Below are 14301 nucleotides of genomic sequence, written 5' to 3' on the forward strand. Positions count from 1 at the left end.
GTTTTTGAAACGCGCCTATCGGTGCGTTGCGGCACCAGCCCGCTCCCCCACCCGGCCTCCCATCGGAATGATACGCTCTGGGAGGCCGGGTGGGGGAGCGGGCTGGTGCCGCCAGGAAATGCGCTCTTCCGCGCATTTCCCAGCAAACTCGCTGGCGGCGTCAGGGCGCGATGCCATAGGCGGCCAGCGCGGCGATCGCGCGTCGCGCGCCGGCTTCGTAGCGCCGCCAGCGGCCGATCGAACTGGCATAGATCGGGCGCCGCACCTGCACCGAGCTGGCCGTGGCCACGGGCGCGGCGTTGCGGTGGAAATCGAGGCAGGCCGCGTCCCACTCCAGCCCGGCGAAAGCGACCAGCGCGCGCGCCTCGCCTTCCAGGTCGGCGACGATATCCTCATAGCGCTGGCAGCGGAAGCGATCGGCCGGAAGCGTGCGCGCGCAGGCATCGGCCAGCCGCTCGAACCCCGCGACGAAGTGGGCGCAATCCTCGAAATCGCAGGCATAGCCGTAATAGCTGAAGCCGGTGGCGAAGAGCTGGCGGAAATTGCTGAACAGCGCGTCGAATGGCGAGCGGCGCAGGCAGATCACTTTCGCGCCGGGCAGCGCGCGCAGGATCAGCGGCGCGAAGAACAGGTTGAACGGCATCTTGTCGATCACGCGGGCGCAGTCCTCCCCGGCGATCGAGCGGGCACGGGCGAGGTATTCGCCCTCGATCCCCGTCAGATCGGCCGCCGCCGCGCCGGCGGCGATCGTCGCGGGATCGAGCACATAAGGCCCCGGCGTGCCCAGCCGGCGCTTGAGCAGCACGGCGAAGTCCGAAAGCTCGCCCGCCGAACGCACGGCCGGATGGGCCGAGAGGATGCGTTCGACCAGCGTGGTGCCGGTGCGCGGCAGGCCGACGATGAACAGCGGCGCGGGATCGCCATCGGCCGCCGGGATGGGCGCGCGCAAGCTGGCCTCGGCCGTGCGGAACAGGCGATCGCTCTGCGCGCGATCATAATGCACGGCCCCGCGCCGCGCGGCTTTGGCCCGTTCGAGCCAGTCCAGCGCTTCGTCCCAGCGGCCCAGGTCCTCCAGCAGCTTGGCAATGGCGTGGCCGAAGGCGAGCCGCGCCTCGGGCTGCATCGCCCGTTCGAAGCGTTCCGCCAGGCCGGGCAGGAGCGCGTCGTCCCCCTGCCGGTCAAGCTGGACCAGCGCCAGCCAGCCCTGCGCGTGATCGGGATGCGCGGCGACAAGCGCGGCGAAGCCCGCGCGCGCGGCGGCCAGATCGCCGGAGAACTGGCGCGCGATGGCCAGGTTGTAGCAGGTCTGCGCGTCATCCGGCGCGGCGGCGGCAGCGCGCTCGAAGAACGGCACCGCCTCGGCATGAAGGCCGGTGCGCGCGAACAGGACGCCCAGCTCCCCCGCGATCGCCGGGTGATCGACGCCGGCCAGCGCGGCCGCGCGCGCCGCGCTTCGCGCCGCCGCCGTGTCGCTGGCCTTGAGCGCGAGCCGGCCGGCGATGACCTGCCGCCAGCCCTCGGCGCCGCCGACTTGCCCGGCCAGATCGGCCAGCTCGCGCGCCCTGACCAGATTGTCATGCTCCAGCGCGATGGCGGCCAGGACCAGCAGCAATCGCGCATCGGGCTGGCGCGCGGCGCGCAGCCCCGCTTGCGCGCTGGCGAAAGCCTCGCGGTAATGGCCGGCGAAAAGTTGCAAAATTGCGACAGCGGCGGTCAATTCAGCAAATCCCGCATGGGTGCGCCTTTCAAAGCCGATCCGATATGGCATGTTGCGCCGCACAACGGCACTTCTTCGATTGGGACCACACTAACAGCACAGGGGTTCTATCCATGCACTTTCCGCGAATGCTGCGCGTTTCCTTGCTTGCCGGCTCCATGCTGGCACCAGTGATGGCCCATGCGCAAGATGCCGCCGACGCCGGCTATGATGACGAGGCCATCGTCGTCACCGCAACGCGGCGAGCCAGCACGGTGCAGGATGTCCCGATCAATATCAGCGCGGTGACGGCCAGCCAGCTTGAGGAGCAGCGCACGCAGGACCTGGGCGAGATCGCGCGAACAGTGCCGGGCGTCTACATCGTCGATGCCGGCCAGCGGCAAGGCAACAACATCGTGTTTCGCGGCCTCAACGCCGATCCGCTGGGTTCCAACGATGGTGACAATTCGGGCGGCGGCACGGTGGCCATCTACCTTGGCGAAATCCCGCTCTATGTCGATCTGCGCGCCAACGACCTGGAACGCGTCGAATTCCTGATCGGCCCGCAAGGCACGCTGTATGGCGCGGGCACGCTGGGCGGCGCGATCCGCTATATTCCCAAGCGGCCGCAGTTCGATGCGGTCAGCGGCGAAGTGCGCACCGATCTTTATGCCTACAACCACGGCGACGGGATCAGCACCGACACCGGCATGACGATCAATTTCCCGATCGCCAGCAATCTCGCCTTCCGGGCCTCGCTCGATTACCTCAACGATCAGGGCTTCATCGATTATCCCTTCGTCGTCACCGCGATCGGCCAGGTCAATCCCAACGACTTTGCCGGCTCGGGCAATCTCAAGCGCTTCAAGGACGTCAACTGGGTCGATACCGTCTCGGGCCGCGCGGCGCTGCGCTGGAAGCCGATCGACGCGCTCGATGTCAACCTGACGTACTATTATCAGGACCAGCGCACGGGCGGGCGCCAGATCTCGGGCTACCGGCTGGGCCAGACGCCGCTGCTGGACAGCAATGGCGATTACCAGTCGTTCCCGGTGCCGATCGGCAAGTACGACAGCCCGCTGCGCGTGCTGGAGCCCAACCAGCGCAAGAACCAGCTTGTCGCGCTGGAAATGGTGGCCGATCTCGATTTCGCCGACCTCACGTCGGCAACCGGCTATTCGCGCTTCGACGACAAGGGCAACCGCGACCAGACCGACCTGCTGATCACGCTGGAATACAGCTATGAAGCCTTCCCCAACTTCACTTCGCGCACGCTGGAGCAGGGCAAGGAAGAGACCTTCACGCAGGAGCTGCGCCTGGTCAGCAAGACGCCGGGGCCGCTGAGCTGGATTCTGGGCGGCTTTTACAACCACCAGAAGTCCAACAGCTTCTCGAAGGAATTCACGCCCTTCCTCGATACCTATTACGGCACGGTCTACCCGGAGAACCTCGAATACTATCAGGTGAGCAAGGGCAAGCTTGAGGAAAAGGCTGTCTATGGCGAGCTGAGCTACAAGATCACGCCGCAATGGCAAGTCACCGCCGGCGGGCGCTATTACTGGTATGATTTCGTCACCGAATCCGCTTTCGACCTGCCGCTGTTCGAAGTCGCCTTCAATGGCCGCGAGCCGGGCACTTACGTGCTCGATTTCGAGAAGGGCGGGCAGAAGGACAAGGGCTTCCTGTGGAAGCTCAACACGTCATACGATGTCACGCCCGACGCGATGGTCTATGCCACGGTCAGCAAGGGCTACCGCATCGGCAATTCCAACGGCATCGCCGCCTGCCCGCCCGATTTCGATCCCACCGATCCCAGCAATGGCCAGACGCTCTGCGCGCTGCCGCACGAGTTCCAGTACGGGCCGGACGAGACGACCAATTACGAGATCGGCTTCAAGACGCAGTGGCTCAACCGCCGGCTGACGATCAACGGCGCGGCCTATTACATCGATTGGTCCAACCCGCAGCTTTCCTCCGCCACGCAGGCGGGCAACCTGCCGATCATCATCAATGGCGGCGGCGCGGAATCGAAAGGTTTCGAGCTGTCCTTCGCGTTCCAGGCGACGCGCGCGTTCAGCATCCGCGGCAATTATTCCTACACCGATCCCAAGCTGACCGCCGATACGCCCAACCTCATCCGCTATTCGGTCGGCCCCGGCTTTCCCAGCCTGTACGAAGATGGCCTGAAGGGCGATCGCCTGCCCGGCAGCCCCCGGCATTCGGGCAGCCTGTTCATCGATTACAAGCGCGAAGTCGCCCCGGATACCGAGCTGGGCTTTTCCTACAAGCTGTCGGCCCAGTCGAACGTGCTCACGCGCACGGGCGGACGCGGCGGCGGCGTCACGTTGCCGGGCTTCAGCATCCACGGCGCGGCGATCACGCTGAACTACAAGGGCCTGAGCGTGCAGGGCTATGTCGACAACATCTTCGACAAGTTCGCGGAGGTCGGCGTTCGTGGCACGCCCGATTCCGCACAAGTGGTGTTCAATGAAAACGGCGATCCGGTCTATGTGCGCAGCTACGGCACTTATCCGATCGCGCCGCGCGTGATCGGCCTGCGCTCGACCCTGTCGTTCTGAGGGGGCGCGGGCCGGCGCCGTTTCCGCCCATCCGATCCGGGTTCTAACCGATGGGGCCGGCGTGCCCGAAGGCGTGCCGGCCCCATCGGACCCTTGCTGGTGCGACCCGGAAGGGCAAGGTCAGGCGGCGCGGCGCGGATAGTCCGGCAGCAGCGATCCGAAATAGTCGGCCATGGTCGAAACGCCGCGCCCGGTCAGCGCGACCACGTCGTGCGCGGGATTGGCGATGTCGGTATCGCGCCGCACCAGCGCGTGGCCGATCAGCCGGTCGAGGCAGGCCAGCGCCTCGGCATGTGGCCGGCGCGTGGCGATGCAGGCGGAAGTCACGCTCACTTCGCGGCCATCGCGCGCGGCGATGAACAGTTCGAGCAGCATGTCCCACATCGGCTCGCCGAAGATGTCGCTTTCGCGGAAGAAAGCGTAACGGGCGCGCCGGTCACGCGCGAAGCGACGGGCCAGCCAGTCGATCTGCGCATCGCCAGTGGCGGAGCGGGTATCCATGGACGAAACTTTCTGAATCGGGGCTGGTGCGGGGGGCACGCTTGCGTGCGGCCTCATAGAGCGCCTGGCCGCGCGAATAAGTCCCGCGTTTGGGGGACACGCGCTATTCGCCGCGCTCGGCCTCGTCGTCCGCTTGAGCCTTGCCGTCCGCATGAGCCTTGCCGTCGGCTTCCGCGCTTTCGCGATAGTCGCCGATGAACAGGTGCCCGCCCAGCACCGCGCGCAGCACCGCCGAGGTGCGATCGGCGACGTCGAGCTTGGCGAAGACGCGCCGGACATAGCTGTCCACCGTCTCGGCCGAGATGCCCAGGATATCGGCGATCACCGAATTGCTCTTGCCCCGGGCCATCCACCGCAGGACATCGCGCTCGCGCCCTGACAGGCGCACGTCGGCCACCAGCGGCTGGTTGAGCAGCTCGCAATAGCGCAGGAACGACATTTCCGAGATGGCGTGGCCCAGCGCGACGGTCTCCCGTGCGAAGGCGGCGTCGCCGGCCGGAAAGGTGATGCCGACAAAGCCGATCCGCCCGGACGGGCCATGGGTGACGCAGGCGATCCCGTCATGCATCCCGAAGGCCGCCGCGCGCGCCATGAAGGCCTGTTCCGTCCGCGTCAGCGCGGTCAGCGCCGCCGCCTCGCTCCAGCGGAAAGGGCGGCCGATCCGCAGCGCCAGGTCCGGCATCGGATCGCTTTCGCGCAGGCCCTGCTGGTATTCGGCGATCCAGCCTTCGGGTATGCCGATGCCCGCGATGATCCGCCCGAAGCGCCGGTCGGTCGTGACCGGCGTGAGGAAATAGGCACCGCCAAAGCCGATGGCGGCATAAGCGGCCATCGTGTGGTCGCGCAGCGCCACCACGCCCCGGGAGGCCGCGATCGCCGCCAGTTCCACGTGGACGTTCATGACGCGCGCACGGCTTTCTCCCCTCGCGCCCGCTCGCAAGCGAGGCGAAGGGGGAAACCTATCGGAATGCGGTGATGGCGACAACCTGTGTCCCGCGAGAGCGGGACTTGCGGCGCGCGGCGGTCAGTGCACCGCCGGGCAGTTCATCGAGGCTTCGATGGCGATGCGGATCGCTTCGCCCGAATGGCTGGCATCCAGCTTGCGCAGCATGTTCGCGCGGTGGATCTCGACCGTGCGCGGGCTGATCGCCAGCCGCTCGCCGATCAGGCGGTTGGTCTGGCCATCGACCACGCCGAGCAGCACGTCCTTCTCGCGCGGGGTCAGCCGGTTCATGCGGCTGCGCGCCTGCGCTTCGCGCAGCCGGGCGCTGCGCACGCCCGAATCGCCTTCGACCTGCAGCGCCGCCTCGATGATCTCCAGCGCGCTGGCGGGAAATTCCAGATAGTCGATCGCGCCTTCGGAAATCGCCTGCACCACGCGCCGCGCCCCGGCCTGGTCGCTGAAGGCGATGATCGGCAGCCAGTCCCCGCGCCGCACCATTTCGGCGATCAGGCCGGCGATGTTGTCCTCGCGGTCCTCCACCAGCAGCACGCCTTCCCGCGGCCAGTGATCGAGCAGCTCCGCCCGCGTCTCGAAGGGAACCGAATAGACCCGATGTTCAGCCATTGCCCGGCACAATTGCGCCCGGCGCGAGGAATTCCCGTCAATAATGAAAAGATGCAGACCCTGCGACATTCCGGCTCTCCAAGCGTCTGTTATGATGACGCTTTTCTACTTGTTTCGATGGGTGAATACTTAAGCGGCAAAAACTGATGGATGCACACTGGTTCTCTAGGGAAACGTCCGTAAGGAGAGTGGACGCAATCCTAGGCATGGCGATCGGCCGTTTCCGGCGCGCGGGCCTTTGCGTTCGTACGGCGGCAACCGTGCGCGGCCCCCGGCTTGTCAGGCGCTGGATGACAGGCGGGCCGCGAATCACCCGCCTCGCCCTGCCCGCAAGCCGCGCCATGGGCCCGCCGGGCCGGCCGAATCCGCCCGATCGCGGCAGAAACAATTCGTCACACCGTCGCACGAACCGGGACACGTAGGGCGTCCAAGATTGTCGCTGTCGCAACAAATCATTTTGGAGCCTTGCATGATCTCCCTCTCGCTTCTCGCCCTGTCGTTTGCCGTGACGCCGCTCGCTCCGGCGGCGGCCCCGACGCAGGCTGTCGCGGCCTATGGCTGTCGCGTGGTCGCCGGGCAGCAGGCGCCGGCTTGCGGCGCCTCGCCGATGATCGTCGCGCAAGGCAAGGGCGCGGTCGCCGGTCATCGCGATCAGGCGCGCAAGGTCGCCCGTGCCGAAGCGGCCACCTGCCATCCCGATCCGGGCAAGGGCCGCGCCTGCCGCCACCACAACCTGCAGCTGGAAAGCGGCGCGCAAGACGGCACGGCGCTGGCGCTGCAAGACCGGGCGCGATGATCGCGGCGCGGCCGGCGCCGATATCCGCCTCGCCGGCGTGAGGCCGGCCCGGTTCGCAAGGCGGATCGCCCCTGGTGGCGATCCGCTCGCGGCGATGTCCGCCATGCCCGTTTTCGCCTGACCGGCCAGAGCAGCCTCGCCCGTATTTTCGGAGCGAGGCTGCCGCGCTATTCGCGAAAGCGGGCCTTGCCGGGCGGCGGCGTGCCACCGGCCCGGCCGGATTGCGTTGCGTGAAGCGATGCCGGTTTGCCAAGCGGCATCGAACTTCCTAGATTTTCAGCTACATGCCCGAGACCATGACGATCGCCACCAATTCCCGCCTCCCCCGCGAAAGCATGATGCCAACGCCCACGATCCTGCTTGTCGAGGATGACGGCCCCTTGCGCACCCTGACCGCGCGCGCCCTGCGGCAAAGCGGCTTCAATGTCGTGACCGCCGCGACCGGCGCGGAAATGTGGGTGACGCTGCAGGAAGGCCCGGTCAGCCTGGTGGTGCTCGACATCATGCTGCCCGGCACCAACGGGTTCGAGCTGTTCCGCCGCCTGCGCCGCGAAAGCGAGGTGCCGATCATCTTCATCAGCGCGCGCGGCAGCGAGGAGGACCGGGTACTCGGCCTCGAGCTGGGGGCCGACGATTACCTGGCCAAGCCGTTCAGCACGCGCGAGCTGGCCGCCCGGGTCAGCGCCGTGCTGCGCCGGGGCGGTGGCGCCGCGGCCAGCGGCGTCGATCCCGCGACCGATGCCTATGCCGGCGGCCGCCCGGTCGATACCATCGCGTTCGATGGCTGGACCGTGTCCATGGCGCGGCGCGAATTGCGCTCGCCCTCCGGGGCGATGGTGGACCTGACCGGAGCCGAATTCGATCTGCTGGCCACGTTCCTGGGCTATCCACAGCGCGTGCTCGGGCGTGAGCGGCTGATCGAGCTGTCGCGGTCGCGGCTGGGCGACAGTTCCGATCGCAGCGTCGACGTGCTGGTCAGCCGGCTGCGGCGCAAGCTGCAGGCGGCGGGCGGCGAATCGCCGATCATCACGGTTCGCGGCGTAGGCTATATGTTCAAGGCGGAAGTGACGCGCGCTTGAGGCTGTTCCGGCGCTTCGGCCTGCCGGAACGGCTCCTGGCGGTCCTGCTGCTCGTCGTCGTCGTCGATTTCGCCGCCAACACGCTGCTGTTCGAACGGGCCAACTCGTTCGAGCTGGGCCGCGACGATGCCGAACGCATCGCCGAGAGCCTGGTGCTGGCCAGCCGCGCGGTGGAGCGCAGCCCGATCGCCGATCGGCCGGCGGTGGCTGCCGCGCTCAGCACCAGCCGCTTCGCGCTCGAATGGTCGCCCGCCTCGCAGCGCCAGCGCGGATCGGTGGGGCTGGCCAACTTGCGCACGCAAGTCGTCGAGTTCGAGCCCGAGCTGGCGCACGCCGACCTGGAACTGCATCTCGAAGGGTTGCCGGCGCGCGGCAATGTCGGCGGGTCGATCCGGCTGGACGATGGCAGCGTGCTCGATTTCCGCTCGCACGTGCGCGCGGCCTGGAAGCTGACGGCGGGGCACATCATCAGCTTCGTCCTGCCCACGCTGCTGCTGATCACGCTCACCTGGGTCCTGCTGCGCGCGACGCTCAACCCGCTGCGCGCGCTGATCCGCGCGACCCGGCATCTCGGCGCGGGGCCGCCGCGCCCGGTGCCCGAGCGCGGGCCGGACGAGCTGCGCGAGCTGATCCGCGCGCTCAACGACATGCAGGAGCGCATCCACCAGTCGATGGTCGATCGCACGCAGACCATCCTGGCGATCGGGCATGACCTGAAGACCCCGCTCGCGCGGATGCGCCTGCGGCTTGACGATGGCGATGTCGCGCCGGGCGTGCGCGACGGCATCAAGCATGACATCGAAGAGATGCGCCTGCTGCTCGAATCGATCCAGGCCTATGTCGATACCGGCGGCGCCGATATCCCGGCCGAGCGCATCGACCTTGCGGTCATGGCCGAAACCCTGGTCGATACCGCCGCCGATTACGGCGCGGATGCCACTTATTCGGGCGAACGCAGCCTGGAGATCATCGCCCGGCCCATCTCGATCCGCCGGGCGCTGGCCAACCTGATCGAGAACGCGCTGCATTATGGCGGCAACGCGCGGGTTTCGGTGCGGCGCGATGGGCAGGGCGCGGAAATCGTGGTGGAAGACGATGGGCCCGGCATTCCCGAGGATTCCATCGGCAGCGCGCTCCAGCCCTTCGTCCGGCTCGACAGCGCGCGGGCGCGCGATACCGCCGGCATGGGGCTGGGCCTGCCGATCGTGCAGAAGGCGGTGCGGATGGAAGGCGGCACGCTCGATCTGCGCAACCGGCCGGGCGGCGGCCTGCGCGCGACGATCCGGCTGCCGCTGGCGCCCGGCTGATCACTTGCCGCAACGCAGCAAAACTTCGTCACGAACGCGACGAACCAGGGACAATCGCATGACCTAACTTGGCATCATGGCTCGCGGCTCCGCGCCGCGGTGCAGCATGAGTCCAAGGAAAGGTGACTAGCGTGAACGAGCTGATCGGACGCGTCTTCCATTTCGAGAAGACTATCTTCCCCAACAGCAGCGAGCTTTTCGGCAAGCTGGCCACGCATGGCCAGGCGCCCAAGGCGCTGATGATCTCCTGCGCGGATTCGCGCATCGTGCCCGAGCAGATCATGCAGGCCGAGCCGGGCGAGCTGTTCGTCTGCCGCAACGCGGGCAACATCGTGCCGACCTTCGGGACGATGAACGGCGGCGTCTCCTCCACGGTCGAATATGCCGTGGTCGCGCTGGGCGTGCGCGACATCATCGTGTGCGGCCATTCGGACTGCGGCGCGATGAAGGCGCTGAGCGATCCCACCGGGCTGGAAGCCATGCCGAACGTGGCCGCCTGGCTGCGCCACGGCGCGGCGGCCGAACATGTGGTGAGCACCTGCCACCCCGAATTCGCCGAGCGCGAGCGGGTGCGCGCGATCAGCCTGGAGAACGTGATCGTCCAGCTCAGCCACTTGCGCACGCATCCCTCGGTCGCGGCCGCGATCGCGCGCGGGGAAATGGCGCTGCATGGCTGGTTCGTCGATATCCATGCCGGACAAGTGCTGGGCCTTGACGGCGAGATCGACCAGTTCGTGCCGCTGCGCGAGGATTGTCCGCTGCCCGTCGCGCTGCCGGCGCGCGCGCGCGTGGCGCGCGAGGCGGAATACGCCGAGGCGGCCGAATGAGCACTGCCCCCGCCACTGCCGCCGCCGCCGAGGAAGGCGGCGGCCCGTTCCGCTTCTTCGCGCGGGACTTCACCGCCTCGATCGTCGTCTTCCTGGTGGCGATGCCGCTGTGCATGGGCATTGCCATCGCATCGGGCGTCCCGCCCGAGAAGGGCCTTGTCACCGGCATCATCGGCGGCGTCGTCGTCGGCCTGCTGGCGGGATCGCCCTTGCAGGTGAGCGGCCCGGCGGCGGGCCTGGCCGTGATCGTCTTCGAATTCGTGCGCGAGCACGGGCTCGAAGCGCTGGGCCCGGTGCTGCTGCTGGCCGGCGCGATCCAGCTTGTCGCCGGCGCGCTCCGGCTTGGCGGGCTGTTCCGTTCGATCAGCCCGGCGGTGGTCCACGGGATGCTCGCCGGCATCGGCGCGCTGATCGTCATTGGCCAGTTCCACATCCTGTTCGACGAAAAGCCTATGTCGAGCGGGCTGGAGAACATCGCCATGATGCCCGCGCGCATCCTTGGCCTTTCGCCTTTCAACCTGGCCGCCACCGAGCTGGCGGTGATGCTGGGCGTCCTGACCATGGCGGTGATGCTGGGGTGGGAAAAGCTGCGCCCGGCCAGGCTCGCGCTCGTTCCGGGCGCGCTGCTGGGCGTGATGGCGGCCACTATCGTCGCCTGGGGCCTTGGCCTCGATGTCGCACGGATCGACGTGCCGGCCTCGATCGGCGCGGCCTTCGCCTTGCCCACCAGCGCCGCGTGGTTCAGCCCGCTGGCCAGCCCGGCGCTGATCGTCACCGCCTTTGCCATCGCTTTCATCGCCAGCGCGGAATCGCTGCTGTCGGCCGCCGCGGTCGATCGGATGCACGATGGCGTGCGCACCGAATTCAACAAGGAACTGCGCGCGCAGGGCGTGGGCAACCTGCTGTGCGGCGTGTTCGGCGCTTTGCCGATGACCGGCGTGATCGTGCGCAGCTCGGCCAACGTCCAGGCCGGCGCCCGGACCCGGCTTTCCACGGTGATGCACGGTGCGTGGATCCTGGGCTTCGTCGCGCTGCTGCCCTGGCTGCTGCGCGAGGTGCCGATGGCGGCGCTGGGCGGCGTGCTCGTCGTCACCGGCTGGCGCCTGGTCAGCGTGGCCCATGCCAAGCACCTGTTCAATGTCCACGGCCCGCTGCCCGCGGCGATCTGGGCGGTGACGTTCATCCTGGTGGTGACGACCGACCTGCTGACCGGCGTGCTGGTCGGCCTGGTGCTTTCGCTGCTCGAACTGGCGCCGCACCTGCGCGACTTGCGGCTGCATGTGCATGAGCACGATGCCGGCCACGCCAACCGGGTGGAGTTGCACGGCGCGGCCACGTTCCTGGGCCTTACCCGCATCAACGCGATCCTGGAAAGGCAGCCGGCGGACCGGCCGGTGCACCTCGATCTCGGCAAGCTGCGGGTGATGGACCACACCACCGCCGAGACCATCGGCGAATGGCTCAAACGCCGCCGCCAGCGTGGCCACAGCGATACCGTGACCGGGCCGGAGCCGATCCTGCGCCCGCTGCCCATCGGCACCTGATCTTTCGAGCTGCAATGCGGGAAGTGACACCCTCACGTCGCTTCCCGCTCCCTCTGCCGGGCGGATCGTCCAATCCCGATCCGCCCGGCCTTTTTATGCTGATCGTATCGTTCGCGGACCCACCCGCGCGGACTGGCAGATCCTCCCTCTGCCGGGCGGATCGGGTTCCAGCCGTGCATTCGGTCATCCGCACAATCATCCTTTTTGTCGCGCTTGCTGCTACCGCCGGCCGCCGCCGCCAGCACACTGGTGCACACCGGCCACAGCCGGCGGGAATGGTTCTGCGCGCCCGCGCTCGCAACATTTTGTCACGATCGGGCAACGGGGGCGACAGGCGCGCCCGATAGCTCTTTGGGTGCCGGGGCAACACGGGCTCGCCATGCAGCGCAGCCCGATGCGCCGGCCGCAGGCAGGAACGCGAACAACAACCATCAAACATGAGGGCGTTACTGCATATGAGAACTCTACTGATCGCGGGCCTTTTGGGCCTGGCCGTCTCGACTCCCGCATTGGCGCAGGAAGAGGAATCCGGGCCGATCTCCGTTTCGGGCAGCGTCGCGCTCGTATCGGACTACCGCTTCCGCGGCGTCTCGCAGAGCGACAAGGAACTGGCCGTGCAGGGCGGCGTCACGGTTTCGCACGAAAGCGGACTCTATGTCGGCACCTGGGCCTCCAACCTTTCGGGCTGGGGCACGTTCGGCGGCTCCAACACCGAGCTGGATATCTTCGGCGGCTATGCCATGGACATCGGCGGCGCGACGCTGGACGTGGGCCTGACCTGGTACATGTATCCGGGCGGCGCGGACACGACCGATTTCGCCGAAGGCTATGCCAAGCTTTCCAGCACGCTGGGCCCGGTCAACGTGCTGGCCGGCGTCGCCTATGCGCCCAAGCAGGACGCGCTGGGCAACTATTCGAACACGCCCAGCAGCCGCGGTCAGAAGCAGGACAACCTCTACCTGTGGGGCGATGTCAACATGGGCATCCCCGAAACGCCGCTGACGGTGAAGGCGCACTTCGGCTATTCGAACGGCAACCCCGGCCTGGGCCCCAACGGCACCAGCGTCGCACCGACCGGCGAATACCTCGACTGGCTGCTGGGCGCCGATTACGCGCTGGGCCCGGTGACGCTGGGGGTCGCCTATGTCGATACCAACATCACCAAGTCCGAAGCGGCCTATCTCCAGCCGAACTTCTCCTCGACCAAGAACGGTTCGTCGATCGCCGGATCGACCGTGGTCTTCTCGCTGACCGCCGCGTTCTGACGGCCGGAACCCTGTGAAGTTCCCCGCCCGGCGGCATCGTCGCCGGGCGGGGCGATGCGCTATGCTGCACGGCGAATCGCGCCGCGCCGGCATGGCGCGCGCGATGGCTCGGACCGGAAAGGACCATCGCGATGGATACCATGCACGCCATGCAGCTCGATGCGCCGGGTACGCCGCTGCACCTGGTGGAACGGCCGCTGCCCGTACCGGGGCCGGACCAGGTGCGCATCGCGATCGCCGCTTGCGGGCTGTGCCGCACCGACCTGCATGTCGCCGATGGTGATATCCACGGCCAGTTGCCGATCGTGCCGGGGCACGAGATCGTCGGCCGGATCGAGGCGGCCGGCGCCAATGTCTCGGGCTTCGGGGTGGGCCAGCGCGTGGGCGTGCCGTGGCTGGGTCACACTTGCGGCCACTGCGCCTATTGCACCAGCGGGCGCGAGAACCTGTGCGACGCGCCGCTGTTCACCGGCTTCACCCGCGATGGCGGCTTTGCCACGCATTGCCTGGCCGATGCCCGTTATTGCTTCGCGATCCCCGATGTGTTCGACGATGTCCACGCCGCGCCGCTGCTGTGCGCCGGGCTGATCGGCTATCGGTCCTACCGCATGGCTGGCGATGCGCCGGTGCTGGGGCTCTATGGCTTCGGCGCGGCGGCGCATATCCTGGCGCAGATCGCGGTGTGGCAGGGGCGCAAGGTCTTCGCTTTCACGCGCGAGGGCGACAGCGCCGGGCAGGCTTTCGCGCGTGACCTGGGCTGTGCCTGGGCGGGCGCCTCGTCCGCAATGCCGCCCGAGCCGATGGACGCGGCGATCCTGTTCGCGCCGGTGGGCGCGCTGGTGCCGCTGGCGCTGAAAGCGGTGAAGAAGGGCGGGCGCGTGGTCTGCGCGGGCATCCACATGTCGGACATCCCCGGCTTCCCCTATGCCGACTTGTGGGAAGAGCGCGCGATCCTTTCGGTCGCGAACCTGACGCGGGCCGATGGCACCGAGTTCCTGGAACTGGCGGCGCAAGTGCCGGTGCGCACGCATGTCACGCCGATGCCGCTGGCCAGCGCCAACGCCGCGCTGGACCGGCTGCGCGGCGGCGAGGTGGAAGGCGCGATCGTGCTGGTTCCGTAGAGTCCCGGATACCCGTGCG

Annotated in this window: 12 protein-coding genes; 8 read left to right on the plus strand and 4 right to left on the minus strand. The window is 67.9% G+C overall.

The annotated features are described in order from the left end of the window. Window positions 1-160: 160 nt before the first annotated feature. Window positions 161-1696 (minus strand): tetratricopeptide repeat-containing sulfotransferase family protein, encoded by a 1536-nt coding sequence (locus PYV00_RS15470; RefSeq protein WP_275229205.1) that lies wholly within the window; start codon window positions 1694-1696, stop codon window positions 161-163. 179 nt (window positions 1697-1875) lie between these two features. On the opposite strand from PYV00_RS15470, the gene PYV00_RS15475 reads away from it, so the two are divergent. Beyond that, window positions 1876-4275 (plus strand): TonB-dependent receptor, encoded by a 2400-nt coding sequence (locus PYV00_RS15475; protein WP_275229206.1) that lies wholly within the window; start codon window positions 1876-1878, stop codon window positions 4273-4275. Window positions 4276-4395: 120 nt separating this feature from the next. On the opposite strand, the gene PYV00_RS15480 is transcribed toward PYV00_RS15475, so the two are convergent. The 3 genes from PYV00_RS15480 to PYV00_RS15490 form a co-directional block, all read right to left on the minus strand. Beyond that, window positions 4396-4776, minus strand: a complete 381-nt coding sequence (locus tag PYV00_RS15480) for a hypothetical protein (protein WP_275229207.1) — start codon at window positions 4774-4776, stop codon at window positions 4396-4398. 103 nt (window positions 4777-4879) lie between these two features. Further along, entirely contained in the window at window positions 4880-5677 is a 798-nt protein-coding gene (locus PYV00_RS15485) for a helix-turn-helix transcriptional regulator (RefSeq protein ID WP_275229208.1), read from the minus strand. 123 nt (window positions 5678-5800) lie between these two features. Beyond that, window positions 5801-6343: a response regulator transcription factor gene (locus PYV00_RS15490; protein ID WP_275229209.1), complete on the minus strand. Its 543-nt coding sequence runs from the start codon at window positions 6341-6343 to the stop codon at window positions 5801-5803. A 469-nt stretch (window positions 6344-6812) separates the two neighbouring features. Between PYV00_RS15490 and PYV00_RS15495 the strand changes: the two genes are divergently transcribed. The 7 genes from PYV00_RS15495 to PYV00_RS15525 all read left to right on the plus strand — a co-directional run bounded on the left by PYV00_RS15495 (window position 6813) and on the right by PYV00_RS15525 (window position 14282). Continuing rightward, window positions 6813-7139, plus strand: a complete 327-nt coding sequence (locus PYV00_RS15495; protein WP_275229210.1) for a hypothetical protein — start codon at window positions 6813-6815, stop codon at window positions 7137-7139. A gap of 338 nt (window positions 7140-7477) precedes the next feature. Next, window positions 7478-8218: a response regulator transcription factor gene (locus PYV00_RS15500; RefSeq protein WP_275229269.1), complete on the plus strand. Its 741-nt coding sequence runs from the start codon at window positions 7478-7480 to the stop codon at window positions 8216-8218. Further along, window positions 8215-9525 carry an ATP-binding protein gene (locus tag PYV00_RS15505; RefSeq protein ID WP_275229211.1) on the plus strand — a complete coding sequence of 437 codons (1311 nt, stop codon included), beginning with the start codon at window positions 8215-8217 and terminating at the stop codon, window positions 9523-9525. Before PYV00_RS15500 ends, PYV00_RS15505 begins: the two co-directional genes overlap by 4 nt. Window positions 9526-9656: 131 nt before the next feature. After that, window positions 9657-10352 carry a carbonic anhydrase gene (locus PYV00_RS15510; protein ID WP_275229212.1) on the plus strand — a complete coding sequence of 232 codons (696 nt, stop codon included), beginning with the start codon at window positions 9657-9659 and terminating at the stop codon, window positions 10350-10352. After that, window positions 10349-11896, plus strand: coding sequence for a SulP family inorganic anion transporter (locus PYV00_RS15515; RefSeq protein WP_275229213.1), 1548 nt, complete (start codon window positions 10349-10351; stop codon window positions 11894-11896). The genes PYV00_RS15510 and PYV00_RS15515 overlap by 4 nt, the downstream gene beginning before the upstream one ends. Window positions 11897-12351: 455 nt before the next feature. Beyond that, a complete protein-coding gene (locus PYV00_RS15520; protein ID WP_275229214.1) occupies window positions 12352-13161 on the plus strand; it encodes a TorF family putative porin in 810 nt (269 codons plus the stop codon). 131 nt (window positions 13162-13292) lie between these two features. Then, entirely contained in the window at window positions 13293-14282 is a 990-nt protein-coding gene (locus PYV00_RS15525; RefSeq protein WP_428981646.1) for a zinc-dependent alcohol dehydrogenase family protein, read from the plus strand. Window positions 14283-14301: the final 19 nt, after the last annotated feature.

Source organism: Novosphingobium album (ex Liu et al. 2023) (assembly GCF_029076845.1).
Taxonomy (GTDB): Bacteria; Pseudomonadota; Alphaproteobacteria; order Sphingomonadales; family Sphingomonadaceae; genus Novosphingobium.